The 26,318-nt window shown below is 70.2% G+C and carries 26 protein-coding genes and 3 tRNA genes; 12 read left to right on the top strand and 17 right to left on the bottom strand.

Annotated features, from left to right (window positions below):
* Positions 1–17 precede the first annotated feature (17 nt).
* Positions 18–2,273 carry a hypothetical protein gene (locus AB0B55_RS13390; RefSeq protein WP_357171794.1) on the bottom strand — a complete coding sequence of 752 codons (2,256 nt, stop codon included), beginning with the start codon at positions 2,271–2,273 and terminating at the stop codon, positions 18–20.
* 124 nt (positions 2,274–2,397) lie between these two features.
* On the opposite strand from AB0B55_RS13390, the gene AB0B55_RS13395 reads away from it, so the two are divergent.
* The gene (locus AB0B55_RS13395; protein ID WP_355240514.1) at positions 2,398–3,105 is read left to right on the top strand and encodes a glycosyltransferase family 2 protein; all 708 of its coding nucleotides are present in this window, start codon (positions 2,398–2,400) and stop codon (positions 3,103–3,105) included.
* Positions 3,106–3,153: 48 nt separating this feature from the next.
* On the top strand, positions 3,154–3,609 hold the full coding sequence (soxR, locus tag AB0B55_RS13400) for a redox-sensitive transcriptional activator SoxR (protein WP_357131626.1): 456 nt from the start codon (positions 3,154–3,156) through the stop codon (positions 3,607–3,609).
* Here the strand turns inward: soxR and AB0B55_RS13405 are convergent.
* Positions 3,592–4,569, bottom strand: coding sequence for an NAD(P)H-quinone oxidoreductase (locus AB0B55_RS13405; protein ID WP_357171795.1), 978 nt, complete (start codon positions 4,567–4,569; stop codon positions 3,592–3,594). The two genes, soxR and AB0B55_RS13405, sit on opposite strands and share 18 nt — an antisense overlap.
* Before the next feature lie 392 nt (positions 4,570–4,961).
* Between AB0B55_RS13405 and AB0B55_RS13410 the strand changes: the two genes are divergently transcribed.
* Positions 4,962–5,048: transfer RNA gene (locus AB0B55_RS13410), tRNA-Ser, on the top strand.
* A gap of 18 nt (positions 5,049–5,066) precedes the next feature.
* Here the strand turns inward: AB0B55_RS13410 and AB0B55_RS13415 are convergent.
* From AB0B55_RS13415 to AB0B55_RS13435, 5 genes are all read right to left on the bottom strand, one after another.
* Entirely contained in the window at positions 5,067–5,240 is a 174-nt protein-coding gene (locus AB0B55_RS13415) for a hypothetical protein (protein WP_357131632.1), read from the bottom strand.
* The gene (locus AB0B55_RS13420; RefSeq protein ID WP_357131635.1) at positions 5,225–5,608 is read right to left on the bottom strand and encodes a hypothetical protein; all 384 of its coding nucleotides are present in this window, start codon (positions 5,606–5,608) and stop codon (positions 5,225–5,227) included. Before AB0B55_RS13420 ends, AB0B55_RS13415 begins: the two co-directional genes overlap by 16 nt.
* Positions 5,605–6,111, bottom strand: coding sequence for a helix-turn-helix domain-containing protein (locus tag AB0B55_RS13425; RefSeq protein WP_357131638.1), 507 nt, complete (start codon positions 6,109–6,111; stop codon positions 5,605–5,607). The genes AB0B55_RS13420 and AB0B55_RS13425 overlap by 4 nt, the downstream gene beginning before the upstream one ends.
* A gap of 69 nt (positions 6,112–6,180) precedes the next feature.
* Complete coding sequence (locus AB0B55_RS13430; protein WP_357171796.1) at positions 6,181–7,338, bottom strand: low temperature requirement protein A; 1,158 nt, start codon at positions 7,336–7,338, stop codon at positions 6,181–6,183.
* A gap of 71 nt (positions 7,339–7,409) precedes the next feature.
* Positions 7,410–7,565, bottom strand: a complete 156-nt coding sequence (locus tag AB0B55_RS13435) for a hypothetical protein (RefSeq protein ID WP_357131644.1) — start codon at positions 7,563–7,565, stop codon at positions 7,410–7,412.
* Between the two features lie 141 nt (positions 7,566–7,706).
* Between AB0B55_RS13435 and AB0B55_RS13440 the strand changes: the two genes are divergently transcribed.
* Positions 7,707–8,249, top strand: coding sequence for a YbhB/YbcL family Raf kinase inhibitor-like protein (locus AB0B55_RS13440; RefSeq protein ID WP_357171797.1), 543 nt, complete (start codon positions 7,707–7,709; stop codon positions 8,247–8,249).
* Positions 8,250–8,360: 111 nt separating this feature from the next.
* On the opposite strand, the gene AB0B55_RS13445 is transcribed toward AB0B55_RS13440, so the two are convergent.
* Positions 8,361–9,071, bottom strand: coding sequence for a class I SAM-dependent methyltransferase (locus tag AB0B55_RS13445; protein ID WP_357171798.1), 711 nt, complete (start codon positions 9,069–9,071; stop codon positions 8,361–8,363).
* Between the two features lie 213 nt (positions 9,072–9,284).
* Here AB0B55_RS13445 and AB0B55_RS13450 point away from each other — a divergent pair, with 213 nt between their 5' ends.
* Positions 9,285–11,114, top strand: a complete 1,830-nt coding sequence (locus tag AB0B55_RS13450) for a hypothetical protein (protein WP_357171799.1) — start codon at positions 9,285–9,287, stop codon at positions 11,112–11,114.
* Between the two features lie 8 nt (positions 11,115–11,122).
* Here the strand turns inward: AB0B55_RS13450 and AB0B55_RS13455 are convergent, their stop codons facing one another.
* From AB0B55_RS13455 to AB0B55_RS13465, 3 genes are all read right to left on the bottom strand, one after another.
* Positions 11,123–11,905 (bottom strand): IucA/IucC family C-terminal-domain containing protein, encoded by a 783-nt coding sequence (locus tag AB0B55_RS13455; protein ID WP_357131656.1) that lies wholly within the window; start codon positions 11,903–11,905, stop codon positions 11,123–11,125.
* 251 nt (positions 11,906–12,156) lie between these two features.
* Positions 12,157–13,068, bottom strand: a complete 912-nt coding sequence (locus AB0B55_RS13460) for a hypothetical protein (protein WP_357131659.1) — start codon at positions 13,066–13,068, stop codon at positions 12,157–12,159.
* On the bottom strand, positions 13,065–13,589 hold the full coding sequence (locus AB0B55_RS13465) for a SigE family RNA polymerase sigma factor (RefSeq protein WP_357131830.1): 525 nt from the start codon (positions 13,587–13,589) through the stop codon (positions 13,065–13,067). Before AB0B55_RS13465 ends, AB0B55_RS13460 begins: the two co-directional genes overlap by 4 nt.
* A gap of 153 nt (positions 13,590–13,742) precedes the next feature.
* On the opposite strand from AB0B55_RS13465, the gene AB0B55_RS13470 reads away from it, so the two are divergent.
* Complete coding sequence (locus AB0B55_RS13470; RefSeq protein WP_357131663.1) at positions 13,743–15,272, top strand: peptide deformylase; 1,530 nt, start codon at positions 13,743–13,745, stop codon at positions 15,270–15,272.
* A gap of 70 nt (positions 15,273–15,342) precedes the next feature.
* On the opposite strand, the gene AB0B55_RS13475 is transcribed toward AB0B55_RS13470, so the two are convergent.
* Entirely contained in the window at positions 15,343–16,458 is a 1,116-nt protein-coding gene (locus AB0B55_RS13475; protein ID WP_357131666.1) for a globin domain-containing protein, read from the bottom strand.
* A 144-nt stretch (positions 16,459–16,602) separates the two neighbouring features.
* Between AB0B55_RS13475 and AB0B55_RS13480 the strand changes: the two genes are divergently transcribed.
* Positions 16,603–17,373: a CPBP family intramembrane glutamic endopeptidase gene (locus tag AB0B55_RS13480; RefSeq protein WP_357131669.1), complete on the top strand. Its 771-nt coding sequence runs from the start codon at positions 16,603–16,605 to the stop codon at positions 17,371–17,373.
* 4 nt (positions 17,374–17,377) lie between these two features.
* Here the strand turns inward: AB0B55_RS13480 and AB0B55_RS13485 are convergent, their stop codons facing one another.
* Positions 17,378–18,625, bottom strand: coding sequence for a hypothetical protein (locus AB0B55_RS13485; RefSeq protein WP_357171800.1), 1,248 nt, complete (start codon positions 18,623–18,625; stop codon positions 17,378–17,380).
* Positions 18,626–18,938: 313 nt separating this feature from the next.
* Between AB0B55_RS13485 and AB0B55_RS13490 the strand changes: the two genes are divergently transcribed.
* Both AB0B55_RS13490 and AB0B55_RS13495 read left to right on the top strand, forming a co-directional pair.
* Positions 18,939–19,029: transfer RNA gene (locus AB0B55_RS13490), tRNA-Ser, on the top strand.
* Positions 19,030–19,064: 35 nt separating this feature from the next.
* Positions 19,065–19,137: transfer RNA gene (locus tag AB0B55_RS13495), tRNA-Arg, on the top strand.
* Positions 19,138–19,252: 115 nt separating this feature from the next.
* Here the strand turns inward: AB0B55_RS13495 and AB0B55_RS13500 are convergent.
* Positions 19,253–19,921, bottom strand: a complete 669-nt coding sequence (locus AB0B55_RS13500; protein ID WP_357171801.1) for a hypothetical protein — start codon at positions 19,919–19,921, stop codon at positions 19,253–19,255.
* A 15-nt stretch (positions 19,922–19,936) separates the two neighbouring features.
* A complete protein-coding gene (locus AB0B55_RS13505) occupies positions 19,937–21,793 on the bottom strand; it encodes a hypothetical protein (protein ID WP_357171802.1) in 1,857 nt (618 codons plus the stop codon).
* Between the two features lie 607 nt (positions 21,794–22,400).
* On the opposite strand from AB0B55_RS13505, the gene AB0B55_RS13510 reads away from it, so the two are divergent.
* Together AB0B55_RS13510 and AB0B55_RS13515 are read left to right on the top strand one after the other, a co-directional pair.
* On the top strand, positions 22,401–22,922 hold the full coding sequence (locus tag AB0B55_RS13510) for a GNAT family N-acetyltransferase (RefSeq protein ID WP_357171803.1): 522 nt from the start codon (positions 22,401–22,403) through the stop codon (positions 22,920–22,922).
* Between the two features lie 78 nt (positions 22,923–23,000).
* Positions 23,001–24,281 carry an MFS transporter gene (locus AB0B55_RS13515; RefSeq protein WP_357171832.1) on the top strand — a complete coding sequence of 427 codons (1,281 nt, stop codon included), beginning with the start codon at positions 23,001–23,003 and terminating at the stop codon, positions 24,279–24,281.
* Positions 24,282–24,586: 305 nt separating this feature from the next.
* Here AB0B55_RS13515 and AB0B55_RS13520 read toward each other — a convergent pair whose 3' ends face one another.
* Entirely contained in the window at positions 24,587–24,820 is a 234-nt protein-coding gene (locus tag AB0B55_RS13520; RefSeq protein WP_357131684.1) for a GntR family transcriptional regulator, read from the bottom strand.
* Between the two features lie 349 nt (positions 24,821–25,169).
* On the opposite strand from AB0B55_RS13520, the gene AB0B55_RS13525 reads away from it, so the two are divergent.
* Positions 25,170–25,487 carry a hypothetical protein gene (locus tag AB0B55_RS13525; protein ID WP_357171804.1) on the top strand — a complete coding sequence of 106 codons (318 nt, stop codon included), beginning with the start codon at positions 25,170–25,172 and terminating at the stop codon, positions 25,485–25,487.
* Between the two features lie 358 nt (positions 25,488–25,845).
* On the opposite strand, the gene AB0B55_RS13530 is transcribed toward AB0B55_RS13525, so the two are convergent.
* Complete coding sequence (locus AB0B55_RS13530; RefSeq protein ID WP_357171805.1) at positions 25,846–26,046, bottom strand: hypothetical protein; 201 nt, start codon at positions 26,044–26,046, stop codon at positions 25,846–25,848.
* Positions 26,047–26,318 lie beyond the last annotated feature (272 nt).

Consider the following 26,318-nt stretch of genomic DNA (forward strand, 5'->3'; position numbering starts at 1 on the left):
CTCGCCTGCCGTAGTTGTCAGCGTCCCGGGGGCAGGGCGTAACCGACGTAGTCGCGGAACTCCAACCGCCACCCGGCCGGGATCAGCTCGGCGCAGGCCGGCTGGCTACCGGTGCAGACGATCGCGTCCACCGAGGCCGGGTCGGCGGGCGGTCGCTCCGGCAGGACCGACTGCAACGACACCAGATCCGGGGAGCTGCCGTCCGGCTGGCGCAGCAGCAGCCACCACGGGTACTCCCAGTCGTCGTTCCGCTCGACCAGACCGATCCGGCGCGCGCCGCTCTCGCGGACCGCCGCCGCGGCCCAGCGGAACTCGTCGGCCCACTCGGGTCGGCGCAGGAACCGGGTGTCCCAGTCCGAGGTCGTGAAGACCGAGCCCGAGCCGACGAGCCGGCGCGGAAAGCCGTACGACAGCGCGAGCACTCCGGCCAGCGCCGAGGTGGCGAGCACGACGACGACCGCCACGGCGGCCACCGAGCGTCGCCTCCGATCCGGGTCGGCGGGCTCCGGCGTCCGGTCGGCGTGGCGGCGCAGGAGCGCGTCGAGCCAGAGGCCGGCGAGCGGGACGGCGAGCACCAGGGCGTAGAGGATCAGTCGGTTGCCCCACGGCTGCCACTTGATCATTGAGGTGTGCAGCAGCACGGCGGCCAGCACCACCACGGCGTACGCCCGCAGCGGCCCCGCCTGCGCCGGATCGATCCGGCGCGGGCGGACGAGGGCGACCAGCGCGCCGAGCAGCGCCACCGACCCGGCGATCGGGAACGCCACCCGATCCTCGTCCGGGTACCAGGCCGGCACCGGGAACACCTCCCGGCCGAAGGTGATCGCCCGGTCCTGCGGGTCGACGCCGATCGCCTCCGCGCCGCCGATGATCGCGTCCGCGCCGGCGGTGCGCAGCGGCGCGACCGGCGTGTCGAAGGCCGTGTGCCCGATGCGCAGCGCGTTGACCAGGATCGACGCCGGGTCGTGCCGCTCCATCGGGATCGACTCACGCAGCCGGGGCGGGCCCAACGGGTGCCCGAACTCGGCCGTCACCCGGGCCAGGAACGGGCCGACGACAAGCGCCGCCACCGCCAGGATCAGCACCGAACCGGTGACGACGCGGAACACCGGCCGCGCCCGCCCCGCCGACGCCCCGGCGGTCGCCGCCCGACCCGCCGCTCCGGCGGTCGCCGCCCGACCCGACGGTTCGGCGGCTGATGGCCGAGCCGCCAGGGCCAGCCGGAGCTGGGCCAGACCCCAGAGCACCAGCAGCGGGCCCACCGCGATCAGACCACTGGTCTTGGTCACCGCGGTCAACCCGGTGGCCGCCCCCAGGCCGAGCACGGTTCCCCAGCCGGTGCGTCGGCGCAGACCGTCCAGAGCGAGGGTCGCCGCGCACGCCACCCACGCCGCGCAGACCAGGTCGGTCTGCGTGCTGGTGGCCTGTAGCGCGACCATCGGGGTGCTGGCCAGCACGAACGCGGTGATCAACTGGGCTCGCCGGCCGCCGCCGAGCTGCGCCGTGATCCGCGCGGCCACCAGGAGGCAGAGCACCCCGGCGGCCCACTGCACCAGGTTGTGCAGCGCGTCGCCGCCGGTGAGTAGGCGCAGGTGCAGCAGCAGGTACTCCGCGCCGGGCGGGATGGTCACCTGCCGGTGGATGGCGGTGGGCCAGAAGTCGAGGTCGCCCTGGGCCACCCAGTGCTCGACCTTCGGCAGGTGGTACGTCTGCGAGTCGAAGTTGTTCGGCTCGGCCAAGAGCGCGATCAGCAGCTCCAGCAGCACCAGGCCGCCGATGCCGCCCGCGAGCAGCCGTTCGCCCCGACCCGCCGTACGCCAACTCTCGGTCGCCCGGGTGAGCAGTCTGGCGCGTACTCCCTTGGGCTGGATCGGTGCGGCCGTGCGCCCGCCCACCGGGCCGTGGTCGACGGCCGGGGCGGGTGTGTCCGGGGCGGCGCCGGCGGGCACCGCCGCGCCCACCGGCACCGGCTGCGGCGTCGCGGCGGCGGCCGGTGTGGCCGGGGTGTCGCGTCGCCGGCGCAGAGCCACCGCCGTCGCGGCGGCGAGGAGAAAGAGCAGCCAGGCGGCGACGAACGCCGGCCGGGTCAGGGCGTGCAGCGCGCCGAGCACCTCGACGACGAGCACCGCGTACGCGCCGGTGAGCAGCGCGGCGCGCACCGCGGCGAGCCGGGACGGGGCCACCGCAGACGTCCCGCGCGGCTTCGACGCGATCGTGAGCAGGAGCACCGAGGCGGCGGGGAGCACCGCGAGCAGGGGGCCGGCAGCCGACATGGCGGGAAGTAAACACCATCGGGCTGAAACCGCCACGCCGGCTGTCCGACGGTGGCGGCCACCGTTGGGCTGACCAGCCAGGCTAGGCTAGGCCCGACGTGTTGTCGCCACCGTGGAGATTCCCGTGAAGCTCTCGATCCTCATGCCGGTCTACAACGAGGAAGAACGCATCGCGGATGCCCTCAAGCAGGCGTTGGCGGTGGACTACCCCTGCGAGATCGAGCTGGTCGTGGTCGACGACGGCAGCCGTGACGGCACCGGCGAGGTCCTCGGTCGCGCCGACGACGCGCGCCTGCGGGTGATCACCCACCAGCGCAACGCGGGCAAGGGCGCGGCCATCAAGACGGCGGTCGACAGCGCCGAGGGCGAATACATGGTCATCCTCGACGCCGATCTGGAGTACGACCCGCAGGACATCCCGAAGCTGCTCGCCCCGGTGCTCGACGGGCGGGCCACGGTCGTCTACGGCAATCGCACGTTCGGCAGCCACAGCGCCTACAGCTTCTGGTACGTGATGGGCAACAAGGGCGTCACGATGGCGGCGAACGTCCTCTTCAACTCGTACATCGGTGACCTGGAGACCTGCTTCAAGCTGATGCCGGTGGAGCTGTACCGGTCGCTGGAGGTGCGCTCGCGGGGCTTCGGCATGGAGGCCGAGGTGACCGGCAAGCTGCTGCGCCGCCGGATCCGCCCGTACGAGGTGCCGATCAGCTACCGGGCCCGGGGCCGCGAAGAGGGCAAGAAGATCACCTGGAAGGACGGCGTCGAGGCGATCTGGATCCTCGGTCGCGAGCGCGCCCGCCGTCGCCCGGCGGTCTCCTCCGCGCGTTGATCGCCGGTAACCTTGAGTTGAAGTCCACTTCAACTCAAGGACCCGGTGATGCAGGACGCGTTGACGATCGGTGAGCTGTCCGTCCGCTCCGGCGTGGCACCGTCCGCGCTGCGCTACTACGAGCGCCTCGGCCTGATCCGCGCCGACCGCACCGGCGGCAACCAGCGCCGCTACGCCCGCGCCGAGCTGCGGCGGGTCGCCTTCATCCGGATCTCCCAGCAGGTCGGCGTCTCGCTCGACGAGATCCGCGACGCGCTGGAATCGCTGCCCGAGCGCCGTACCCCCAGCCCGCAGGACTGGGAGCGCCTCTCCGCGAGCTGGCGCGGCCGGCTGGACGAGAAGATCCGGCTGCTCACCAAGCTCCGCGACGACCTCGACGGCTGCATCGGCTGCGGCTGCCTGTCCCTGCAACGCTGCATGCTCTACAACCCCGGCGACACCCTCGCCGCCCAGGGCCCCGGCGCCCGCCTCATGCTGCCGCCCGCCTCACCCGAGGGTGAGTAGCACCTTCCCGACGTGGTCGCTCGACTCGACCAGCCGATGCGCCTCGGCCGCCTCGGCCATCGGCAGCCGCCGGTCCACCACCGGGCGGACCGCGCCAGCCGCGACCAACGGCCACACCTCATCGCGTACGCCCCGCACGATCCCCGCCTTCTCGGCCAGCGGCCGGGAGCGCAGCGCGGTCGCCGACACGCTGGCCCGCTTGGTCAGCAACGCGCCAAGATCCAGCTCGGCCTTGCGGCCACCCTGCATCCCGATCACCACGAGCCGGCCGCCGGTGGCCAGCGCCTCCACGTTCCGCCCCAGGTAGGAAGCGCCCAGAATGTCGAGGATGACGTCCGCGCCGTGGCCGTCGGTGGCCTCACGGACCTCCTCGACGAAATCCTGGTCCCGGTAGTCGATCGTGTGCGCCGCGCCCAGTTCGCGCAGCCGGGCGTGCTTCGTCGTCCGGGCGGTCGCCAGGACCGTGGCGCCGAGCGCCGCCCCGAACTGGATCGCGAACGTGCCGATCCCACTGCCCCCGCCGTGCACCAGCAGCGTGTCGCCGGCGGTGAGTCGACCCACCCCCACCACGTTCGACCACACCGTGCAGGCCACCTCCGGCAGCGCCGCAGCGTCGACCAGGTCCACGCCGGCCGGCACCGGCAGCAGTTGGCCGGCGGGCACCGCCACGCGCTCGGCGTACCCGCCACCGGCCAGCAGCGCGCAGACCTCCTGGCCGACCGCCCACCCGGTCACCTCCGGGCCGACCGCGTCGATCACCCCGGAACACTCCAGACCGAGGTACGCGGGCGCGCCCGGCGGCGGCGGATAGTGCCCCTGCCGTTGCAGCAGGTCCGCGCGGTTGACCCCGCTGGCCCGCACCCGGACGATCACCTCACCCGGGCCGGGCTCGGGATCGGGCACCTCGGCCCAGACCAGCGCGTCGGGTCCACCAGGCTGCGGAACGGTGATGGCTCGCATATCCCCAGTCTCACCCGCCGCGCTCGCCGCCGCAGACGCACCCCTCGCGGCGACGCGGTCCGGCCCTGGTCGGCTTGGTCCCCCCGGCTTGCGGGAAACCAGGCGGTCCGCGGGCTTGGTTCCCCGGCTTCCGTGAAACCGGGCGGCCCGCGGGCTTGGTTCCCCGGCTTGCGGGAAACCGGGCGGTCCGCGGGCTTGGTCAACTCGGCTTTCGTGAAATCGGGGCGTCCCGGCACGCGGGATGCCCCGGTTTCAAGGAAGTCGAGTCGATCAGCGCCACAGTGGACGCTGGAGCTGCCGCCTGGCCGGCGCTTTTCGGGGAGGGACGCCGAGCCGGCCGCCGGGTGCCGTGGCAGACTGTTCACGGCCGCGCACCCACGGGTGGCGGTCCGGGAGGGTTCGCCTAGTGGCCGATGGCGCTGGTCTTGAAAACCGGTAAGGCAGCGATGTCTTCGTGGGTTCGAATCCCACACCCTCCGCAGAACGCCGCGTAGCCGTCAGATCGCCGGCAGATAGCTGGCGATCCAGTCCCTCAGTCGTTTCCGCACCAGCGGATGCACGTCAACCATCTCGATCCGCTCCGCCACCATTGCTGGATCGACGAGCCCGGCCCGGATCAGCGCGTCGGCGAAGGCGTGGTCCTTCTCCCTGCCGGCTACCAGCTTGGACACAACGCAGTCGTGCGGTTCGAGCGTGTAGCCCCGCCCCGGTGGGTGCTCTGAGACTCCACCAGGACCAGCCGATCCCGCCAGCCGTCGGGCAGCCTCGCCGTCGACACGCTCACGCCTTGGGCGTAGTAGCCGTTCGTCTCGTGGAAAAGCGAAAGCTCGCCGATGGCACCGTCGACCTGGTCAGCCTTCCGGTCGTCGGGGTCGTCGAAGAACGCCACGTCGACCTCCATCGAGGCGGTGGCTTCGAGCGGAAGTCTGCTCTCCGGGATGGCCCCCAGGACCGACTGGCTGCCGATGACGAGGACGTCCGGGTCTCCGACAATCTGGCAGGCAGACCGCAGGACATGCTCCAGTTGTTCGCGTCTCACGCCACCCGCCCCCAGCCGCTGCGCGTGAAGGAGTCGAGAACCTTCGTGCGCTGGGGCTGCGAGAGGACCCCGGCGAAGGGCGAGTTCTGTCGTAGCTCCACAGCTTCCGGGTCATCCGAGGTCAACGTCTTGAGGACGGCACCCACACCCTCGTTGATCTTGTCCTGCCAACGCTTGAGCCAGACTTCTGTCATGGTCCCCTGGTGTTGCCGCAGGAGTCGATCAAGATTTTCCCCGGCCTTGTTCAGTACCGCGTCCGGGTCGGTGACCAAACTCCCCGCTATCGCCTGGTGCAGCCACAGCGACTTGAGCTGATCACGGGTCAGTTCCGGCTTGGGGCGCAGCAGCGCCTCGACATGTTCTCGCCGGAGCCGTCGATGCGCGCCGACCTTCACAAACGGCAGTTCGCCACGCTCGCACAGGTTGACCACCTGCTGCCGCGACGTCCCCAGCAGCTTGGCAACCTGACCGGTGGTCAGAAGGTCGTCACCCGTAGTCGACACAGGGGAAGCATGCGTCACAAACGCCAAAAACACAAATAACCTCATCGCGTTCCGCTGGCCAAGCCGCTGTCAGTCGGAGGTCCGGCTCGCACGTCTCGTCCACGCCTCGTAGCCGAGTAGGGCGGCGAGGAACGCCGTCAGCAGGCCGAGGGCGGCCAGGGCCGGCAGATGTCGGCCGACGGGGAGCAACAGCAGCGCCACACCGGGCGCGACGAACTGCTCTGATCGTACGCACCGGACGCTGAGGACGAGGAAGGTCGCCCGGCCCGCGAGGTACAGGGCCGTTCCGCCGAACAGTGCGGTGGCCGGGATCCACCCCAGCGTGCCGTGCCCCAGCTCGGTCAGCACCTCCTCGACTCCCAAGGCCACGTAGATCGTCCCGGCGAGCAGGGGGAGATGGGCGACGCTATAGGCGTTGCCGGCGACGAACCCGCGCCGCAGCCCGGACCGAGTTGTGAGCGCTCGGCCGGCGTTTCCCGCGCTCGTGAAGTACAGCCAGTAGAGGCCGCCCGTCACGCTGAGGGTGAGCAGGCCCGCCACCAGCGTCTGCCCGCGGATCATCTGGGTCCCGACACCGGCGCTGACCGAGATCAGGGACTCGCCGAGCGCGATGATCACGACCAGGCCGTGCCGCTCCACGAAGTGACCGGGGCTGCGTACCGGCCACCCGCTCAGCAGCAGGGCGAGCACCCCGCCGCTCATGTCGACGACGAGCGCAACCGCCCACAGCAGGATCTGCGGGGTGCCGCCGAACGTGGCACCGAGGACGAGCGGGATCCAGGACAGCGCGGTGGTGAGGGCGTAGAGCCGGACGGTCCGCAGTAGCCGGGGATCGTCCGAGGCCACCCAGTGGAAGAGGATGAACTGGATCGTCCGCACCACGATGTACGCCAGTACCAGCGTCAGCCGCGGCATCGCCGTATCCGGGCCGGTCTCCCAGACCTCCGGGATGACGAGCGCGATGAGGAAGATGGCCCCCATCGCCATGGTCACGCCGATGCAGATCGGCCCGACGTCGATGCGGACGGAGTTGCCGAGCCAGGTGTACACCAGCCAGGAGTTCCACAGCAGCATGAGGACGAGCAGTCCCTGCACCAGGGTTACCGGCGCGGGCCGTTCGCTCATGAACGAGGTGACCCGGATGAGCCCGAAGACGAGTACCAGGTCGAAGAAGACCTCGAACAAGGTCGGTCGGTGGGTCTCCGTCGTGACCACTGGCCGCGCCATCCGGTCATCTTCACCGTCCGAGCGGGCGGCGTCCGGTGCCTGGCTCTCCGGTCACCCCCGCGGGTCTGCGGCTACGTACCCTCGGGCTCGTCCCGTCGGGCTTCGCGGATCGTCGTGTCGGCGAGTCGTTCGACGGCGCGTCGACGCTCCTCGGCGAGCGCCCGCTCGTCCGGTTTGCGCAGGACGCCGACGACGGCGACCAGAAAGTCCCGCCAGATGCTGAGCAAGGAATTCCCCCCGTGGAACGCTTCAGGGGCCTCACCCTAGCCCGCTCCCGTGATCCGGCACACCCCGACCAATCGGTCGTTCCATGCCGTGGAAAGGGGTATGAAGGGGCTGGTATCTGCCCACTCCGGAAGGACGTACCGATGACCCTGGAACGACCGATCGCCCCGGACCCGTACGAGCTGCTGCCGACCGTCCCCTCGTTCACGCTGACCAGTGACGACGTGCAGAACGGCGAGCCGATGGACGTCCGGCACATGCACGGCAGCGCCGGCGGTGAGAACGTCTCGCCGCAGCTCACCTGGTCGGACTTCCCCGCCGAGACCAAGAGCTTCACCGTCACCTGCTACGACCCGGACGCGCCGACCGGCAGCGGCTTCTGGCACTGGGTGCTGGTGAACGTGCCGGTCGACGTCACACAACTGCCGACCGGTGCCGGGGGTGCGGCGGGCAGCGATCTCGGCGGAGCGTTCTCGGTCCGCAACGACTACGGCGAGCAGGGGTACGGCGGCGCGGCGCCGCCGCCCGGTGACCGCCCCCACCGGTACGTCTTCGCGGTGCACGCCCTCGACGTAGACCGTTTAGAGCTGACCCCCGACGCGAGCCCCGCCTACGTCGGCTTCAACCTGACCTTCCACACCCTGGCGAGAGCGGTCATCCGCCCCACGTGCCAGATCAAGGAGTAACCCCACCTCGTCGATCTTGCACTTTCTGCGCTGACATATCCCCGCACAAGGGACGTGTCGGCAACCGAAAGTGCAAGATCGACGAGGAGGGGTGAGGGAGAGGGCGGGGGGTTAGGCGGGGACGCGGGCCACGGCGAAGACGGACTGGCCGAACGGGGGGCGGACGACCTGCTCGGCGGCCTTGGTGGCGGGGAGGACCAGGGTGTCGTACACCTTGACCATGGGGCCCTCCTTCGGCATGAGCCGGAAGACCTTGGTGGCCATGAAGTAGCCGATCAACCCGAGCGCGTTCGCGTAGTGGATCTTCTCTACGGTCAGGCCGGCCTCGGTCATCGCCGTACCGAGCGTCTTCTTCGTGTAGCGGCGGACGTGGCCGGTGGCGATGTCGGCCGGGCTCATGGCGAATTGGAACGCCGGCACGATGATGATCACCGCGCCGCCGGGTCGGACCAGGTCACGCATGCTGCGCAGCGCGCCCACGTGGTCGTCGATGTGCTCCAGCACGTTGTACGAGACCGCGGCGCTGTAGTTTCCCCGATCGTTGTGCGGCAGCAGCATCTGCCGGACGTCGACGCCCGCCTGGCTGGCGAGCCGCTCCTTGAGCTGCACGAGCCGGTCGGGGTCGGCCTCCGTGGCGGTGAACCGGGGCAGCCGCTGCGACCATTCCAACGCGTAGTCGCCGAGGCCGCTGCCGATCTCGATCGGGTCGTCACCGAGGTACGGCACCGCCAGTTCGACGAACCAGCGACGGTGGTTGACGGCCATCGCCAGGCCCTCAAGCACCTCGGACTGGACGCGCTGGTCCCCAGTGATTTCTGCCATGCGTCGATTCCTCACGATATGAACTCGACCCGTGCCTGGACCGACAGAGTGAATCATCCGCTTGGATGGCAGCGGAATCGGGGGAGCTGTTGGCCGAATTGCGGGTCGGGGGGGTGGGCACGTGATCGGCGGTCGGCGAACCCGGCACATAGTACGGCAGTACCTCGAAACATGTCACGGCACCGCCATACGCTGACTACCCTATGAATTGTCATGACTACTCCCGAATCGGACGCTCCCGGCGACGGTCCGTCCACCGCGTCGCGGGTGGAGGAGCCCGGCGACGGCGATCGGTTGCGCCGTAACGGGAAGTGGGCCGATCTGGCCGCCGTGCTGAGCTTCGTGGTGCTCGCCTTCTGGATCACCGGGCGTCTCTGGTGGGACCCGGGCAGCGGAGTGCGCGACAACCGTTCGGACCAGTCGCAGTTCGAATGGATGATGGCGCACGGTGCGCGGGTGGTAACGCAATTCGCGTACCCGTTCCACTCGGACCAGATGAACGTGCCGGACGGCGTCAACCTCATGGCAAATACGTCCGTATTATCCATTTCATTGCCAATAACGCCGATCACCCTGTTGTTCGGGCCACGGGTGTCATTCCTGCTCTTTCTCACTCTCGGAATGATCGCCACGGCCACGGCCTGGTACTTCCTGCTCTCCCGCGTCCTGGTCAAGAGCCGGGGGCCGGCCTGGCTGGGCGCCGGCTTCTGCGCGTTCGCGCCGGCCATGGTGTCGCACGCCAACGGCCACCCGAACATCGTGTCGCAGTTCGTCGTCCCGCTGATCATCTGGCGTACGCTGCGGCTCGCCGACCCCGGCCGCTGGCTGCGTAACGGTGTGCTGCTCGCCCTGGTGATCGTCTGGCAGGCGTTTCTCAACCTGGAGATCCTGCTGATGACCGCGATCGGGCTCGGCGTGGTCGTCGGCGCGCTGGCCCTCGCTCGCCCCGCTCTGCGGTCACGGACCCGAGGCTTCCTCGCCGGCCTGGCCGTCGCCGCCGTGGTCGCCGGTGCGCTGCTCGCGTACCCGCTGTACGTGCAGTTCTTCGGCCCCGGCGCCTACTCCGGGTTGTCCAGCCTGATCCGTGGCTACTCCAGTGACCTGGCCTCGTTCGTCGCGTACTCCCGGGAGTCGCTGGCCGGCAGCCCGCGCACCGCCGCCGGCCTGGCCAAGAACCCGACCGAGGAGAACAGCTTCTTCGGCTGGTCGCTGCTGGTGCTGGTGGTCGCCCTCGTCTGGTGGCTGCGGCGCTCGGCGGTGGTGCTCGCGCTGGCCGGGCTCGGGCTGCTCTTCGCGGTGCTCTCGCTCGGCCGGGAGATCCGCTTCAACAATCGCGGCACCGGGGTGCCGGGGCCCTGGGCGGCGCTGGAGAACCTGCCGATCCTGCACTCGGTGGTGCCGACCCGGTGGGCGCTGGCGATCACCCCGATCATCGGGGTGTTGCTCGCCTACGGTGCCGAGCGCGCCCGCGAGCTGGCCCGCGCCCGACCGGCGGCCCGGCTGCAGATCCGCTTCGCCACCGCGACCGTGCTGACGATGGCCCTGCTGCCGATCCTGCCCACCCCGCTGCCGGTGGTCCAACTGGATCCGGTGCCCACCTTCGTGACCAGTGGGGCCTGGCGGCCGTACGTGGCTGGTGGGCGCAGTGTGGTGACCCTGCCGCTGCCGGACACCACCTACGCGGAGCCGCTGCGCTGGGCTGCCGTCACCCGGCTCGACATGCCGCTGGCCCGGGGCTACTTCCTCGGCCCGGACACCCGCCCGAGCGCTCAGCCGCCGAAGGTCGCGCTGTTCACCGCGCCGCCGCGACCCACGAGCAGCTTCTTCGCCACCATCCGCCGTACCGGCGCGGTGCCGCCGATCACCCCGCAGAGTCGGGTCAAGGCGGTCGACGACCTGCGCTACTGGCGGGCCGGCGTGGTGATCCTCGGACCGCACGAGCATGAGATGGAGCTACGTCGCGGTATGACCGAGCTGACCGGTATCCAGCCGACCTTCACCGGCGGCGTGTGGGTGTGGGACGTCCGGTCGCTGACCGACTGAAAAGGGGGTCAGCCCTGGCGGACGCAGCAGCCCTGGCAGACCTTGGGGCTGGGCAGCGTGAAGGCCAGGCAGCAGGTACGGCGCTGGACGCTGGGCTCGCCGGCCGGGCCGGGGACCAGCTCGACCAGGTCGGCCAGGTCGAGCGCGCCGAGCAGGGTGTCGATGCTCTGCACCGTCGAGCCGGGCAGCGCGTCGGCACCGCGCAGGATGCCGTGCGCGATGCCGGAGGCGACCGAGCCGAGCAGCGTCCGGGTGCCCACCCGCACCTCGGCCTGGATCGCCGCGATCAGCGGGGCCAGGTGGGCGTCGAGCAGGGAGGCCCGCAGCTCGGCGAGCAACTCCGCCTCACCCGCGACGACGCGTACCTCCGGCAGGCCGGACAGCGCCAGCGGGTCGCTCGGCAGGACCGCCACGGTGGTGCCGCGGCGCAGACCCAGCGTGATCAGGGGCCGGTGGTCCTCGAAGTGGATCAGCACGTCGGCCGGGTGGAGCAGCGGAACCCGGCGGGCCGAGGCCCAACCGAGCACGACCGGCAGCGCCGTCCAGTAGCTGTACGACTTCCAGGCCAGCGCGGCGCAGGCGTGCGGGGTGCCGCCCCAGCGGACACTCGCGGCGCGCAGCAGCTCCGGCAGGCGGGTGCCGTCGACCAGGGTCGTGGCGGGGGCCCAGCCCAGCTCGTCGTCGACCAGCAGCCCCCGGGCGAGCCCGGGGAGGTCGTCGGTGCCGAACATGGTCCGCAGCGCGGCCGTGACGGGGGCGAGCGGCGTGGCGGTCACGTCCCGCCTCGGCATCACCGCAGTCACCTGAGCCGTCCCCCGTCCGGATGGCCGAGGAGCCTCCCCCGGCGGACGGTCAGATGCCGTCCTGAGCTAAGGCTAGCCTAACCATGCTCGCCGGCATACCCGAGTGTTCTGTAATCCGGGCGACAGCGGCTGCCCTGTTCGGGCAGGCCGAGAGGCCCCGGACCGCGTACCGCGATCCGGGGCCTCGTAAACACGACTTGATGGCCTGTTTCATAAGAGCTGGCCCTTATGAACAGCCCCTAATCGTTCAAGCCGCAGTCCTTGGCCGGCGTGGGCGTGCACGACAGCTTCCGGTACTCGGCCGGAGGAGTCACCGTCACCTTCGCCAGGTTCTCCTTCGTGCGGGGCAGCCACTCGTAGTCGCTGGTGGTGGTGCCGCTGAACACCTTGTTGACGACCCGGACCGGCTGGTAGGACTTCGCGTCGACCCAGATCTGCATGGACTCCTCGGCGGTCTTCGCCGTGTCCATGGCGCTGTCCGGGCCGCCCAGCCACTGCAGGTGCACGGTCTGCCTGCCGTCCAGCCGCTCCTTCCCGACGAGCGTCACCTTCCCGCTGTCGACGGCGCGCTTGAGGTCCTTGGGGTTGAGCGACGGCGGTAGGTACTGGACCTGCTTGGTGTCGGCCGGCTTGAGCGAGGAGACCTGGTAGGTCCACCACTTCTTCTTGTCATGGTTCAGCTCGACGGCGGTGGAGCCGTCCAGCGCCACGGTGTACGAGCGGACGTCGCCGTAGTAGATCTTGTTGTCCTGCCGCTCGCGGCTGGTGGTGCGGTCGGCCCAGAGCTCGATCAGGCTCGCCTGCTTGCCGTCCCGGCCCTGGTGCTTGGCGGTCTCGTGCTGGACGTACCCCGGTAGTTGGCCCAGGGCGGTGGCCGTCTGCTCGGCGACGTAGCCGACGGTGAGCATCTCCGGCGCCTCCTTCGGGGCGCCGCCGCCTCCCACGCCTCCAGGAGCGAACGCCAGCGAGGCGCCCACGGCCACGGCGGCGACCACCGGCGCGGCCACGGCCAGACCCAGTGCCCGGGTACGACGGCGGTTCTTACGGTGCAGGGTCTCGGTGAGATTCGATGGTGCGGTCATGGTGTACGTCTCCTCGTGGAGCCGGTCGCCCAGTAGGCGGCCCAGCTGTTCGTCGTCGAGAGCGGTCATCGCAGGGTCCTTGCCTCTTCGGTTTCGTGAAGGTCGCCGAGTAGTTCGCGCAGCCGCGCCAGCGCCCGGGAGGTGTACGACTTGACCGTTCCGATCGAGCAGCCGATCAGCTCCGCCGTCTGCTCGATGGAGAGGTCTTCGAAGTACCGGAGCACGATCACCTGTCGCTGCCGCACGGGAAGTTGGGCGAGCGCCGTGGCGACCGTCTGCCGCTCCCCGACGCCGTCGAATCCGGGATCGGTGGAGCGGAAGGCGTCGGGGTTGTCCGGCAGCGCCGTCTCGCGTGGGCGTCGCAGCAGGTCCCTGATCCGGTCCCGGGACAGGTTGACCATGACCTGCCGGACGTACGGCTCAGGGGCCTCGCGGGCCTTCGACCAGCGACGCATCGTGCGCAGCAGGGCCGTCTGCAGCAGATCCTCCGCGTGGCCCCGATCCCCGGTGAGGAGGAACGCGAGCCGCAGGAGCGCCGCCGACCGTTGCTCGACGAAGCTGTCGAAACTCGGATCAACTCTCACGGGGATAAGGACTCCAGCCGCCCGGCGGGGGTTGCCACCGCCGGCCGCCGTCACAGGCGGCAAGACATGAGCTGTCAAGCGGTGTGTCGGGAACATGCCAGATGAGTGTGCGCTCGGCCACGGAACGTGAAACTGATACTCCCGGCCGCGAGGAAGCCGATGACGACCTCACCCCTCGAGCGGGCTGCCGAGTCCTTTGCGGCCGAGCTTGCCCGCCAGCGCGCCGGGCGGGGCCTCTCCAAGAAACAACTGGCCGTGCTGATGGGTTTCGACCCGTCCTACGTGAGCCACGTCGAAGGGCGCCGACACCGCCCGACCGAGGACTTCGCCCGCCGCGCCGAGGCCGTCCTGGAGGCCAGCGGCGCGATCTGGCAGCGTTTCCGCGAGTACGACGACCTCCGGCACGCCCGCTCCGGCCAACCGCAGCGCGAACCCCCGCTGTCCAGCCAGTGGCTGCCCCCCGGCACCGGCCTCGTGGTGGAGCGGGAGTTGGCCACCCTCACCCACACCGATGACGGCTACCGGTGCGTCATCCGCCGCGAGCTGTACAACGCGGGCACCGAGCCGGTCACCCGCTACCTCGTCCGCGTCGCGGTGGACCGCTACCCGAACGATCCCGGTCGCTCCAACCGGCACCACCGGGAACACCCGCTCACCTTCGCCGAGCTGCAACTACAGGCCCGACGCGACGACGGCACCGGCGACTCCGAGCCGATGCACTGGCGGGCGAAACACGACCGGGACGCGTTCAAGGAGATCTGGCTCCTCTTCGAGAACGGCGAACGCCGCTTTCCGCTGTACCCCGGCGACCGGACCACCATCGAGTACGCGTACAGCGTCGGCCACGACAAGTGGGGCCCCTGGTTCCAGCGGGCCGTCCGGCTGCCCACCCGGCGTCTCGCCGTACGCCTGGATCTGCCGGCGGCGTTCGATCCGCAGGTCTGGGGCGTGGAGACCTCGCTCTCGGCGGAGGAGGGCCCGCTGCGGACGGCCCCGCAGCGGCACGACGAGGGTGACCGGGCGATCGTCGACTGGCAGACCGACGACCCGCCGCTGAACGCCCGCTACCGGATGCAGTGGCGCTTCCGGGCTCGGCCGGACACCGAGCCGGACGTCGGCCCCGGCGCCACCCGGGTCCGCCCCAGCGACCGCATGCGCGGGATCGGCATCGTGCAGCGCGGCGACGACCTGCTCCGACAGCCGGTGCGACAGTTCGACCTCCCCGGCGAGGAGCAGGCGGCCCGCGAGATCGTGGACCGCCTCATCATGGCGCTGGCCCGACTCGACGAGCTGCACCCGTTCAGCAAGGGGGTCGGTATCGCCGCCCCACAGCTCGCCATCGGCCGTGCCGCGGCCGTCGTCCGACCCCCCGACCGCTCGGCGGAACCGGTCGTCCTGCTCAACCCCCGGGTGGTCGACGCCGACCCGGAGACCGACGAGCAGTACGAGGGGTGCCTCTCCTTCTTCGACCACCGCGGTCTGGTGCCCCGGCCGCTGCGGCTCGACGTCGAACACGCCCAGTGGGACGGCAGCCGGATCATCACGTCGTTCGAGTTCGGCATGGCCCGGCTCGTCGCGCACGAGATCGACCATCTTCAGGGCCGGCTCTACGTGGACCGGATGGCGCCGGGCGTGCCGCTGGTGCCGGTCGAGGAGTACCGGGAGACCGGGCGACCCTGGCGCTACTGAGACAGCGAGGGGACCGGGGCGCGCGCCCCAGGGGGCAGGGGCACGCGCCCCGGTGTGGGGGGAGGAACGTCTAGAGATCGCCGAACGTGTCGTAGCGGACGGTCGACGGCGGCACCTCGTCGGCGGCCAGCACCCGCAGCGTCGACCGGACCATCTGCGCCGATCCGGAGACATAACAGTCGTGCGTGGTCCACGGGCCGTACCGGGACACCACGTCCGGGATGTCGCCCTGCTCGCCGTCGAAGTCCGGGTCGTCGCTGCACGCGGCGGTGACCGACAACCACGGGTGTGTGGCCACCAGATCCTGTAGCGCGGCCAGCGCGTACAGGTCCGTCGCCTGCCGGGCGCCGTAGAAGACGTGCACCCACCGCGTCCGGTTGTAGGTGGCCAACTCCTCCACCAGCGCCTTGATCGGCGCGAGCCCGACGCCACCGGCCACGCAGAGGATGTCCCGCTCGGAGGAGCGGTCCAGGGTCATCGACCCCATCGGCGCCGCCAGCCGCAGCAGGTGTCCGGGCCGCACCCGGCGGACCAGCGCCCCGGACACCCAGCCCGCGCCGGGGCTCCGGACGTGGAACTCCAGCACGTTGTCGTCGTTCGGGGCGTTCGCCACCGAGTAGTTCCGCCACACCCTCGGGTGGAAGCGGGGTAGCTCCAGGCTGACGTACTGGCCCGCCCGCCAGGGCAGCGGGTGTTGCAGGGCCCGGCAGGTCAGCACGGCGATGTCGGGGCCGTGGCGCTCGTGGGTCAGCACCTCGGCGTGCCAGAACGGCGGGTTGTCGTCGTCGGCCGCCCCGGCCACCATCTTGGCGGCGATCGCCGCGTACGCGTCCCGCCACGCCTGGTCGTACTCCAGGTTCCAGCCGTCGCCGGCGGTGCTGCGCAGCGCGTCGAGCAGCGCGACGCCCATCGTGGCGTAGTGCCGGTCGTCGACGTGATACTTGCGGTGGTCGCGGCCCAGCGCGCGCAGGAACTCGTCGAAGCTCTCCGGGTCGTCCACGGTGTGGATCGCCGTGATGATCGCCTCCAGCAGGCGGTCACCCTGGCCGGCCATCTGCACCGGGAAGAGCTGGCGCAGGGCGGGATCGAGCAGGAACACCCGAGCGTAGAAGTGCCCGGTCAGCCGCTCCCGGTCCTCCTCGACCAGGGTCCAGCTCTCCTTCAGCAACCGTGCGACATCGTCCACCGGTGCTCCTTCTCCAGACGGCAGCGGATCGGGCACCCATAGAATCTCCACGGAGCGTGTGCACCGGTCGCACAGAATGTGCGATCGGTTCATGCCGGCCGGTCGGCCCTGCCCGCTGGCCGGTCCGTCGGGCAGAGTGGTGCGGTGACCGTTGAGCTGACCCGCCCGGTGTCCCGCCGGCTGCTGGGGACCGAAACGTTGCTGGTCCTGGGCCTGTCCCTGGGCCAGTCCGCCGTCTACGCGGTGGTCTCGATCATCGCGAAGCTGACCGCCGAGGGCCCGCTCTCCAAGCAGACCGCCGCCCTGAACACCTCCGCGTCGGCCCGCCCCTGGCTGGACCTGACGTACCAGCTCCTCGGCATCGTGTTCGCGCTGCTTCCGGTGCTGCTCGCCGTACACCTGATCAGCCGGGACCCCGGCGACCCGGCGCGGACCCTCGGCCTGGACGCGCGGCGGCCCGGCCAGGATCTGGCCCGGGGCGCCGGCCTGGCCGCGCTGATCGGCCTGCCCGGCCTGGCCCTGTTCTGGGTGGCGGCGCACCTCGGCCTCAACGCGACGCTGGTGCCGGCGGCGCTACCGAAGGTCTGGTGGGCGGTCCCGGTGCTGATCCTCGCCGCCGTGCAGAACGCCGTGCTGGAGGAGGTGATCGTGGTCGGTTACCTGGTCACCCGGCTGCGCCAACTCCAGTGGCGGCTCGCCGCGATCATCGCGGCCAGCGCGCTGCTGCGCGGCAGCTACCACCTCTACCAGGGCTTCGGCGCGTTCGTCGGCAACGCGGTGATGGGCGTCGTGTTCAGCCTCTTCTACCTGCGTACCCGCCGGGTGATGCCCCTGGTCATCGCGCACACCGTGCTCGACGTGGTCGCCTTCGTCGGCTACGCGTCGCTGCCCCGCGAGTGGTTCGACTGGTTGTGACCGCTCAGCGTCGGTGCGGCCGGTAGGCGGCCACCGCCCGCGCCGCCAGCCGATCGGCCGCCGCCGCGTCGCCGAGCGTGGCGGCGACCACCGCCGCCCCCGGCACCAGTCTTGACGCCAACCGCAACGCCACCCACCCGCCGGCCTGCGCGGTCAGCGGCGCGGCGAGCCGCCAGGCGGCCTCCGCCGCCTTCGGCCACGTCCCCTCCACCGGATCACCGGCCTCCCGCGCACCGAGCAGCGCGGCCCGCGCGCTCGCCGCGTCGGGATGCACCTGGGTCAACACCAGCAGCTCCTCGGCCCGATCGGGATGCGCCGGGTCGCGTCCGTACGCCGCCGCGAGGTGCAGCACCAGGTTCGCCTGGGTCCAGAGCACCGACACCAGCTCCGCCAGCGGCGCGAACAGACCGGCCAGCGCCGCCGCCGCCCCTCCCGCGCCCGCCGCCCGCACGTACCGCCGGGTCGCCAGCCGGGCCAGACCGTCCGCCGGAGCGTCCGGGTAGCGGTCCCGCAGCCGCCGCGTCCACTCGGCCGCGCCGGGTCCGAGCGTCCGCACCGCCTCCATCGCCAGGAACTCCGGAGCGAAACCGGGATGGTCGCGCAGGCGCGCGACCACCGCCGGCAATTCGGGGGTACGCGTCGAAGCCGCCTCGGGGTTGCCCGGGGGGACCGCCGCTGCGGCCGGCTCGGGGGTGATCGCGGAAGCCGCTTCCGGCGCGGGTGCCGGTGCGACTGCGGGTGCGCCCGCCTTCGCCGTGGCGGCTCTACGGGTGGGCGTGGCGCGCTTGCGAGGGGTTGGCGTGATCTCGGTCGGCTCTGGTGTGACGGGCGTCGCATCCGGGATGACCGGCGCTGGCGGAGGTGGTGTCGGTGCGACGGCCGCCGTGCTGGTGGCGGTCTTCCGGGGCCGGGGCGCCCGCGCCCTCGGTGGCTGGCCCGTCGGCTCTCCCGCCGCGCCGGGAAGCGCCTCGTCCTGGGCGGGTCGAGCTGCGCCCTGGGCGGGTTGAGCTGCCTTCTTGGCGGACTTCCTGGTGGGGTGCGCCCCGGTGCCGGCGGGTTCCTCGGTGGGGTGTGCCGTGTCGTCGGCGGGTTCCCTGGTGGGGTGCGCCGCGGTGCCGGCGGGTTCCCTGGTGGGGTGCGGCGCGTCGCTGGCGGCAGCGGGCGGCTTGACCGGGGTGCTCTCCGGGTGGGCGGGGGCGGGCTCTGTCTGCCGGGGCAGGGGACGGTCCGGATCCGGCGGTTGGAAGATCACCGGCGCCGCCTTGGCCCGGCGGGGACGCGGGCTCGCCGGTGCCGCCGGTGCCGTTTCGGCAGGCTGATCGGTCGCCTGCGGCGGCGTGAACGTGGCCCGCGCCGGGCGCCGACGCGGGCGCTCAGCAGGCTCCTGGCGGGTCGGTTCGCTGGGCGGCTGCTCCTGCATATCGATGGAGCGTAGTCCCGATCACGCCCCCGCACAGCGGTGAAATACCGGGGCGCGCTGCCCGGGTCGGCGTACCCCGGAAGTCGTTTTGCCCCCGGTGGGTGCCGACCTGTATCCTCGGGCGCGGTGGTCTGCGGGCCACCAGGGAGACTTCGCCTAGTCTGGTCTATGGCGCCGCACTGCTAATGCGGTTGGGGTCTTAAAGCCCCTCCCGGGTTCGAATCCCGGAGTCTCCGCGCGAAAGCCGGGTGTGTACACTGGCTGAGCACGAGCGCCCGTAGCTCAATGGATAGAGCATCTGACTACGGATCAGAAGGTTAGGGGTTCGAGTCCCTTCGGGCGCACAAGATCAGGGCCGTTTCGGGAAACCGAGACGGCCCTTTTCCGTTCCCGCACAGCGGCGAAGTACCGCAACGTTCTAATCCGCCTCGGTGCCGCTCATCCGCTCGCCCTGGCGCTTCAACGCGGCATGGAGTAGGGCAGGGACAACGCGGCCGCCGTTGTGGCCGCGTTGCGGGCGAGGGCCTCGCGGGCGCCGTCCGGGCCGAGGGCGATCACCGCACGAACGCGTTCGAGGATCTCATCCTCCCAGGCGATCGGGTGCGGGCGGGAACGGTTCAGTTCGCCGGCCTCCTCAGCCAGCGCCGCAGCCGCCAGCGCGGCGTCCCAGTCACCGCGGATCACATGCAGGTAGGCGAGTTCCTCGGCTGCACGTATGTCGGGGTCGGTCAGGCCACGCTCCGCGTCCTGGGCTTCCCACTCCAGTCGGTAAGCGAGCAAGCCCTCGACATCTCCGTAACGGTCCAGGAACGGGATGCCCTCCCGGAGTACGACGTCCCGGATGTCGGCCATCACCGGTTCGTAGCCGGCCAGGGCGTCCGGCTCCGGGAACACTCCCTCCAGCCGCCGTGAGCACGTGTGGCCGTCGGCCGCTGGCACCGCGAGCAACCAGACGATCACCTCGACCTGGAAATTGGGCCGCCGGCGCAGTGGTGGAATTGGTTGCACCGTCTGGGCGGTCCAGCCGACCGGACCCCGCACCAGTCGGCCCTCCGCAGCACGCCAGCCATCACCCAGAGCGGGCAGCAGGTACGCGTCGACGGCCTTCTCCCACCTGCCGACATCCACGTGATCATCCCCTTCTCAGCATCGAACGGTGATCGCCGGAACGTTCCGATACCTTGCTGGGAGCTGGTTCTGTAGGTCCCCGTACCACTTGGTTTCGAGCCCCTTGGCGCCGGTCTTCAGGTCGAGGATGAGTTCCGGTCGCAGTTCGTCCACGCCGAGCACGACATCCGGCGCCTTGGCGCCCTTCTCCCAGCCCTCTCGTGCGGTGACCGGATTCTTCCACCTCCTGGCGAGCAGACCGTTGCGGTAGCCGACCTCCGCGAACAGGTTGGCCGATGCCGGTTCCGCACCGACGAGCTCGGCGAGTCGTTTGTGCACCCGGTCGCCCCAGTGCTGCGGGGACTCTCCGGGCCACCGCTGCACGTCTTTGCAAGCCTGCTTCGCGAGCTGTTCGACGCGGGTCCTCGCCTGCTGCTGACGGGTGTTCAGCGCCGGCGGGTTCGCGCCGGTCGGCAGGTACTCATGAGGCTTGTCCGCCGGCTTGACGCCCAACGTGCCGTTGCGTTTGATCTCGTCGGCGAGGTCAGCGGCCATCTTCTTGGCATCCGCCGTGGTGACCGCCCGGGCGACCGCCGTGTACGCGGCATACACCTGGTGGGTCTTGGGTTTCCGGGCCGGCGGGATGTAGTACGACGCGCGGCACCGTACCGTTTTGGTGTCCTTCGGCTTCATGATCAGGACTTCCGGGCAGGTCTGCACCGGCCTGCCGTCCAACGTCATGGTGATGTTCACCTCGACGGTGACCTGCTTGTCGATCGTCACGTACTTGGATGCCGACGTCACCCTGCTGCGGAGCTTCAGGTTCGCGGTGCAGCCGTTGGTGGTGCAGGGGCTGAGGCTCGCGTCGCCGGTGAGCGACACCTGGACGATGCTGTCGAGGGACTGCGCCAGTACGCCCATCTGACGTTTCACCTCGTCGAACAGCAACTGCCGCTGGTCGTCGGTGAGAACCTGCAGCTTGGCGCGCAACTCGACGTCACTCACCCGGTGCGCGATCGTCTGAAAGCCGCTCCCCGACTCGGCCACCGGGGTGGTGCTCATACCCAACAGCCGTTTCGGTTCGGCCGTACTGATCAGGTACGTGACACCGTCGAGGACCACCGCTCGTGCCTCGACGCCATCCACCGAGGTGACCACGCCGAGTCCGAGTGACTCCTCCTGCTGCGGATAGCCGTTTTCCTCGATGCTCGGCACCATGCCGGTGGCGAGCAGAGCCGGCGCCAGGACGTCACCGAAGTCGAATCCAAAGAGGTCGCCCGCGACCCGCACCCACCGGTTGGCAAACTTTTTCTCGCGCCCGTCGGTGATCCCGGCCTTACGCCAGAACGCCTCGCCGACCTTGAGGAACGTACGATCGCCAAGGTCCAGGATCTCGGCGGTCTGGCCGTCGGTGATCAGCTTGCCTCGCACCGTGCCTTCGTTTGTCACCTGGGCGTCCATGCTGATGCGGTCGCCGTCCGGTCCGGAGAACGACCCCTGGTAGCGGACCGCCGGCGTGGTGAGCAGCCGCTCAGCCGCCTGCCTCAACTCCTGATCGGCGGTATTCACCGCCACCTGCGCCTCAGTGGCCCGTTCCTTTTTGCCACCCGGGTTGCCGGTGAAGCGGGGCACCACGACAAGCGCGCCGATCGTGCAGATCAGCAGGAACGCCAGGGCCAGGCCACCAAACAGCAGCAAAAGCCGTCGCGGCCGTGCCGGTTGCGGCGGCAGTGGCGGTGGCGGTGGGGGCAGAAGAGGCGGTGGCGGCGGGGGAAACGGTGGCGGCGTCGGGTAGTTCATGGCGTCTCGATCCATCGACAGCAAACCGGCGCTGGTCAATGTATACGTTTCGGCCAAGCCCGCGTGGTGCCGCTGTGCACGGCGGACGCGCAAGCGAAATCGGGTTCACCTTCTGCCGCGATCAGTGCGCCGAGGTGTGGCAGATCAGCTGGCGGACATGTGGCGCGCGGCAGTCGGCGGTGGACAATCGCCACCGGTGATTGTCTGGTCCGACCACCCGCTTGACGAATACGTCCCAGGACATGCTTGACGTTCGGTCTGGAACTCTGTTCTGAGGAGGGTTATCGGGCGGTCATATATCGATGCGCCGCTCGACGGCGGTCGGGTCGTCCGGCTCGCCGAAGCGGAGGGTGGCGTGGGCTGGCTTGGTCGGGAAGGCCCGCAGCAGCGGCTCTACAAACCCCAGGCCGCCGAACTGCCGACCGCACGCGGGCGGCGAGTCGGAGGATCGCCGACGGTTACGGCCACTCGGGTATGACGCAAGTCACAAAATGGCCGTCCGTGGGGCTTACCAAGCTCCTGGCTTTCGTCATCTGGGTTGCGTCCCTGACCAGGCTGACATTGCCCAGGAGGGCGGCACGGCACCTTCTGGTTGCTGTCGAAGCACATGGACTATATGGAGGTGGATCGCCTTCTGGGCATGATCAATTCTGGTAAGACGCGGCTCGCCCGGCGGTCCGGCTCTTAATACCGTGACCTCATGCCCGAGTTGATTCTGCCGACTGTCCGCCTGCACGCCGCGTTCTTGAAATGCCGCGACGACTGGGGCCCTGGCCTTCACGAGGACGGCTTCGGCCTGAGGGCTGACGACGATGTGGACTCGCCCGAAGGCTTCGCCGCTTGGGTGCACGAGCGGGTCCGAATGGTCCATCCGGCCGGCGATCCGTGCCCGGACGAACAGCACGGCTCACCCCGGTGGATCGTCGAGAACGGCCACGTACTCGGGGGTATCGCCCTCCGGCACAAGTTCGATGACGAGATCGGCCAGATCGGCTACGGCGTCCGGCCGTCCGCGCGCCGCCGAGGACTGGCGAGTTGGGCACTCGGCGAGATGCTCACAGAGGCTCGCGTCGTCCTGGGCCTAGATCGCGTCCTCATCCCTTGCCTGGCCGACAACATCGCGTCGGCCCGGACGATCGAACACCACGGCGGCGTCCTCGAGGGCATCCGCGACACCGAGCACGGTCCAGTAAGGCGCTACTGGATCGCCTTGGATCGGTGAGGTCACCCGGCCGAAGCCGTAACTAGGAACTACCCGTATTAGGCAAGGGCGGCCCGGGAGGTGCGGACCGTGTTGGATGTGAAGCCGTACCGGTACGCGCTCGCGCTGCCAGGGTTACGGCCGCTGCTGCTGGTAGCGATCCTGGCCCGAGTGCCAGTGGCGGCCACCGCCGTGGTGATGACGCTGCACGTCCTCGATCTGGGCCGCGGCTTCTTCGCCGCCGGGCTGGTCGGGGCCGCGATGACGGTCGGTTCGGCGCTCGGCGCGCCATTGCTCGGCCGGCTGGTCGACCGACGTGGCCTGCGGCCGATGCTGCTGCTGACCACAGCGGTCTCGGCGTTGTTCTGGGCTACGGCACCGGTTCTGCCGTACCCGGTGCTGCTCGGTGCCGCGTTCGTCGGCGGGCTGCTCACCCTCCCGGTCTTCTCCGTGGTCCGGCAGTCGATCGCCGCGCTGGTCCCGCCAACCCAACGCCGTCAGGCGTACGCGCTGGACTCGATGTCGGTCGAACTCAGCTTCATGATCGGGCCAGCCGGGGCGGTGGCCTTGGCCACCAGGGTCTCGCCCACCCTGACCATGTACGCCGTCGGCGCAGGGATCGTGCTGGCCGGACTCACCCTGCTGGTGCTGAACCCGCCGACCCGGGCGCGTGACGAGGCGACGACGCCGGCACCGGCACTGCCGCGCCGGCAGTGGCTGACCCCACGGCTGATCGGACTGCTCGCCGGCGGCGCGGCGGGCACGTTGGTGATCGCCGGCATCGATGTGTCGGTGGTGGCGGTGCTGCGTGATGCTGGCCAGCTCGACTGGACCGGTGTGGTGCTGGCGCTCTGGGCGTCGTGCTCGTTGATCGGTGGCTTCACCTACGGCGCGCTGTCCCGCCCGGTGCCGTCGCTGATCCTCACCCTGGTCCTCGGTCTGGTCACCGTTCCGGTCGGCCTGGGCAGCGGCCAGTGGTGGCTGTTGGCCCTGATGCTGCTGCCGTCCGCAGCCTTCACCGCGCCGACCGTGGCGGCCACCGCCGACGCCGTGAGCAGGCTGGTGCCGGCGAGCGTACGGGGTGAGGCGATGGGCCTGCACGGCTCAGCGATGGTGGTAGGGGTTGCGCTCGGCGCCCCGCTGGCCGGGGCGGTGATCGATGCCACCGTGCCAGCCTGGGGCTTCGCCGCGACGGGCCTACTCGGCGCGCTGATCGCGCTGGCGGTACTGCCGACCCGGTCGAGTCACCAACACCCCGAATCCGCGGCCGGACCCACCACCATCCCCACCGTCGCTCCCTGCTCGATTCCGCCCCCGCTCGACCGTGCTGTCTCACCATCCGCCCTGTCCGCAACCCGCCGGCGACGCGCGAGAAGTTGACCACCACAAGTGCGGTGACCACCGCGGCGTACGCAGCGGACGGCCCGACCAGCCCCAGCGGCGGCGGCCCCGACCAACGCCGCGATGGTGGCCGACCTTCGCGCGGTGGTCGCGGTGACCGCGCTGGGCGCGGCGACGTTCGTCGGTTTCCTGGCGCACCGCTACGGCGAGCTGACCGGTCCCGGCGATGCCTGGTCCTACACCGTGCTCATCGGCTTCGCCGCCGTGCTGGGGACCGCTTACCGGTACGCCCGATCGGTGACCGCGCACCTGGCTGACGCCTCGGTGAGTGATGGTGGTGCTGGCTACGGCTTCTCGGCGACGAACGTCCCGCGCGCTGGAAGCGTCACGACGAGACCCCGTTCCCGCAGCAGGCGGATAGCCGCTCGGACCGTGCCGCGAGCCACGCCGTACTCCTGCTGGAGGTGGGCCTCGGAGGGGAGCGGCTGACGGGGCTTGAGCTTTCCGGACTCGATCTTCTTGGCGAGGAGATCCGCGAGCTGGATGTAGAGCGCTACCGGACTCATCTCGTCGATCATGATCGACACCTTATGGACGCCTAGCACGGGCGGGCCGTTGGGTACCTACCAAACGTTCTGTACTTATAGAAACAGCTATACGAACTGTACAAGTTGAACTAGATTGAGGTCAGACCTTCGCCCAGGTAGGAGGCACCTCGTGAAGCTCTGGCCGTTCGCCTGTCCTGCTCCACCCCACCCGGAGCGGGAGGGGTCGCGGTGAGCGCGGTGCCGTTCGAGGTCGAGCTTTCCTGGACGGTGATCGATTACCACCGCATGCAGAGATGTAGCCGCTGCCACCCGGACGGCTGGTGTCCGAGGGTCGCGGTGGCCCGAGCGCGGATCGGGGCGTGGCGACGGGCGGTGGGGCGTGCGCCCGTTCAAGGGTGGTGACCTGCTGCACCTCACGCCGGCGGCCAGCGTCCAGTTCTCCCGGCCGTTCTACTTCCGGCTCATCCGCGTACTGGAAGACCGGATCACGTACGACGGGTGGGCCTGGATCGAGGGGTACGAGCTGGACACCCGGGGAGATGCGGTAGCCCGGCGGCAACTCTTCGTCCAGCCCGCCGGTCTCCGGAAGCTCGCTCCGTCGCCCCGTCCGGCGGCCTCCCCGGTCCGTAGGGAGCCTGCGCCCGTCCGGAAGGGCTCGGGGAAGACCTCGGCCCGCAGGGTGAAGGGATCTCTGTAGTTCAGATCCGTACAGGGTCTCGGGTGGGGTCGGTTCAGACCCGCTAATCCCGGCGGGTTTTGGTGCTCTCGATCATGTGTTTCCGCTGTTCAGTAGAACTGGTCCACAGGGGACGCCTACGGATCGGCTGGCACCGGTCTATCACCCTGGCCATGCTCGCCTTGGCCGTCCTTACCGTCCTCGCCGTGGCGCTCCCCACCAGAGCGCACCCTGCCCCTGGTCGATCTGGCGACGAAGATCCTCAAGCCGCGCCCGACGAACCCACCACAAGTACAGGCAGGGGAGGTGACGTTGGAGTAGTAGGCGATAATGGCGACCCTTCCGGATCGCGCCCGCAACGGCGGGCAGGCGCCTCGGGTCAGGCGAACAATGCGATCACGGCGAGGATGAGGCCGAGTGCGGCCATCACCATTCCGGCGGTGCGGTACTCGGTAGTTCTTGCGGGGTCGAATTTTACCATGCCGAAGTGGCCGACCAGGCGTGCCATCCCGATCGGGCGCCATGCCAGAAGGGCGCCAGCCACCAGTGAGAACAATCCAACGATAAGGACGATCGTCATCGTCCAAGGGTATCGCGGATTCCGCCGGGGCGCTGCCCGCAGAAGGTCCGGCCGGCGGTCAGCGGCGCCGTCGGCGGTGTCGGGTGATCACGTTGGCCAGCATCGTTGCCAAGGCCGCCACTGCGGCCACCCCCAGTACGATCCCTGCTCCGGCAAGTCCCATAGGGACGATCCTACGTCGCGCCCCGCTTGCTCGCACGCGAGGCCGGATCTGTGGGCGCCTCGTTCGGAATGAGGGCCGGATCCGCTCTGTCAAGAATTGTTTGACAAGG

This window comes from Micromonospora sp. NPDC049107 (assembly GCF_040648595.1).
Taxonomy (GTDB): domain Bacteria; phylum Actinomycetota; class Actinomycetes; order Mycobacteriales; family Micromonosporaceae; genus Micromonospora.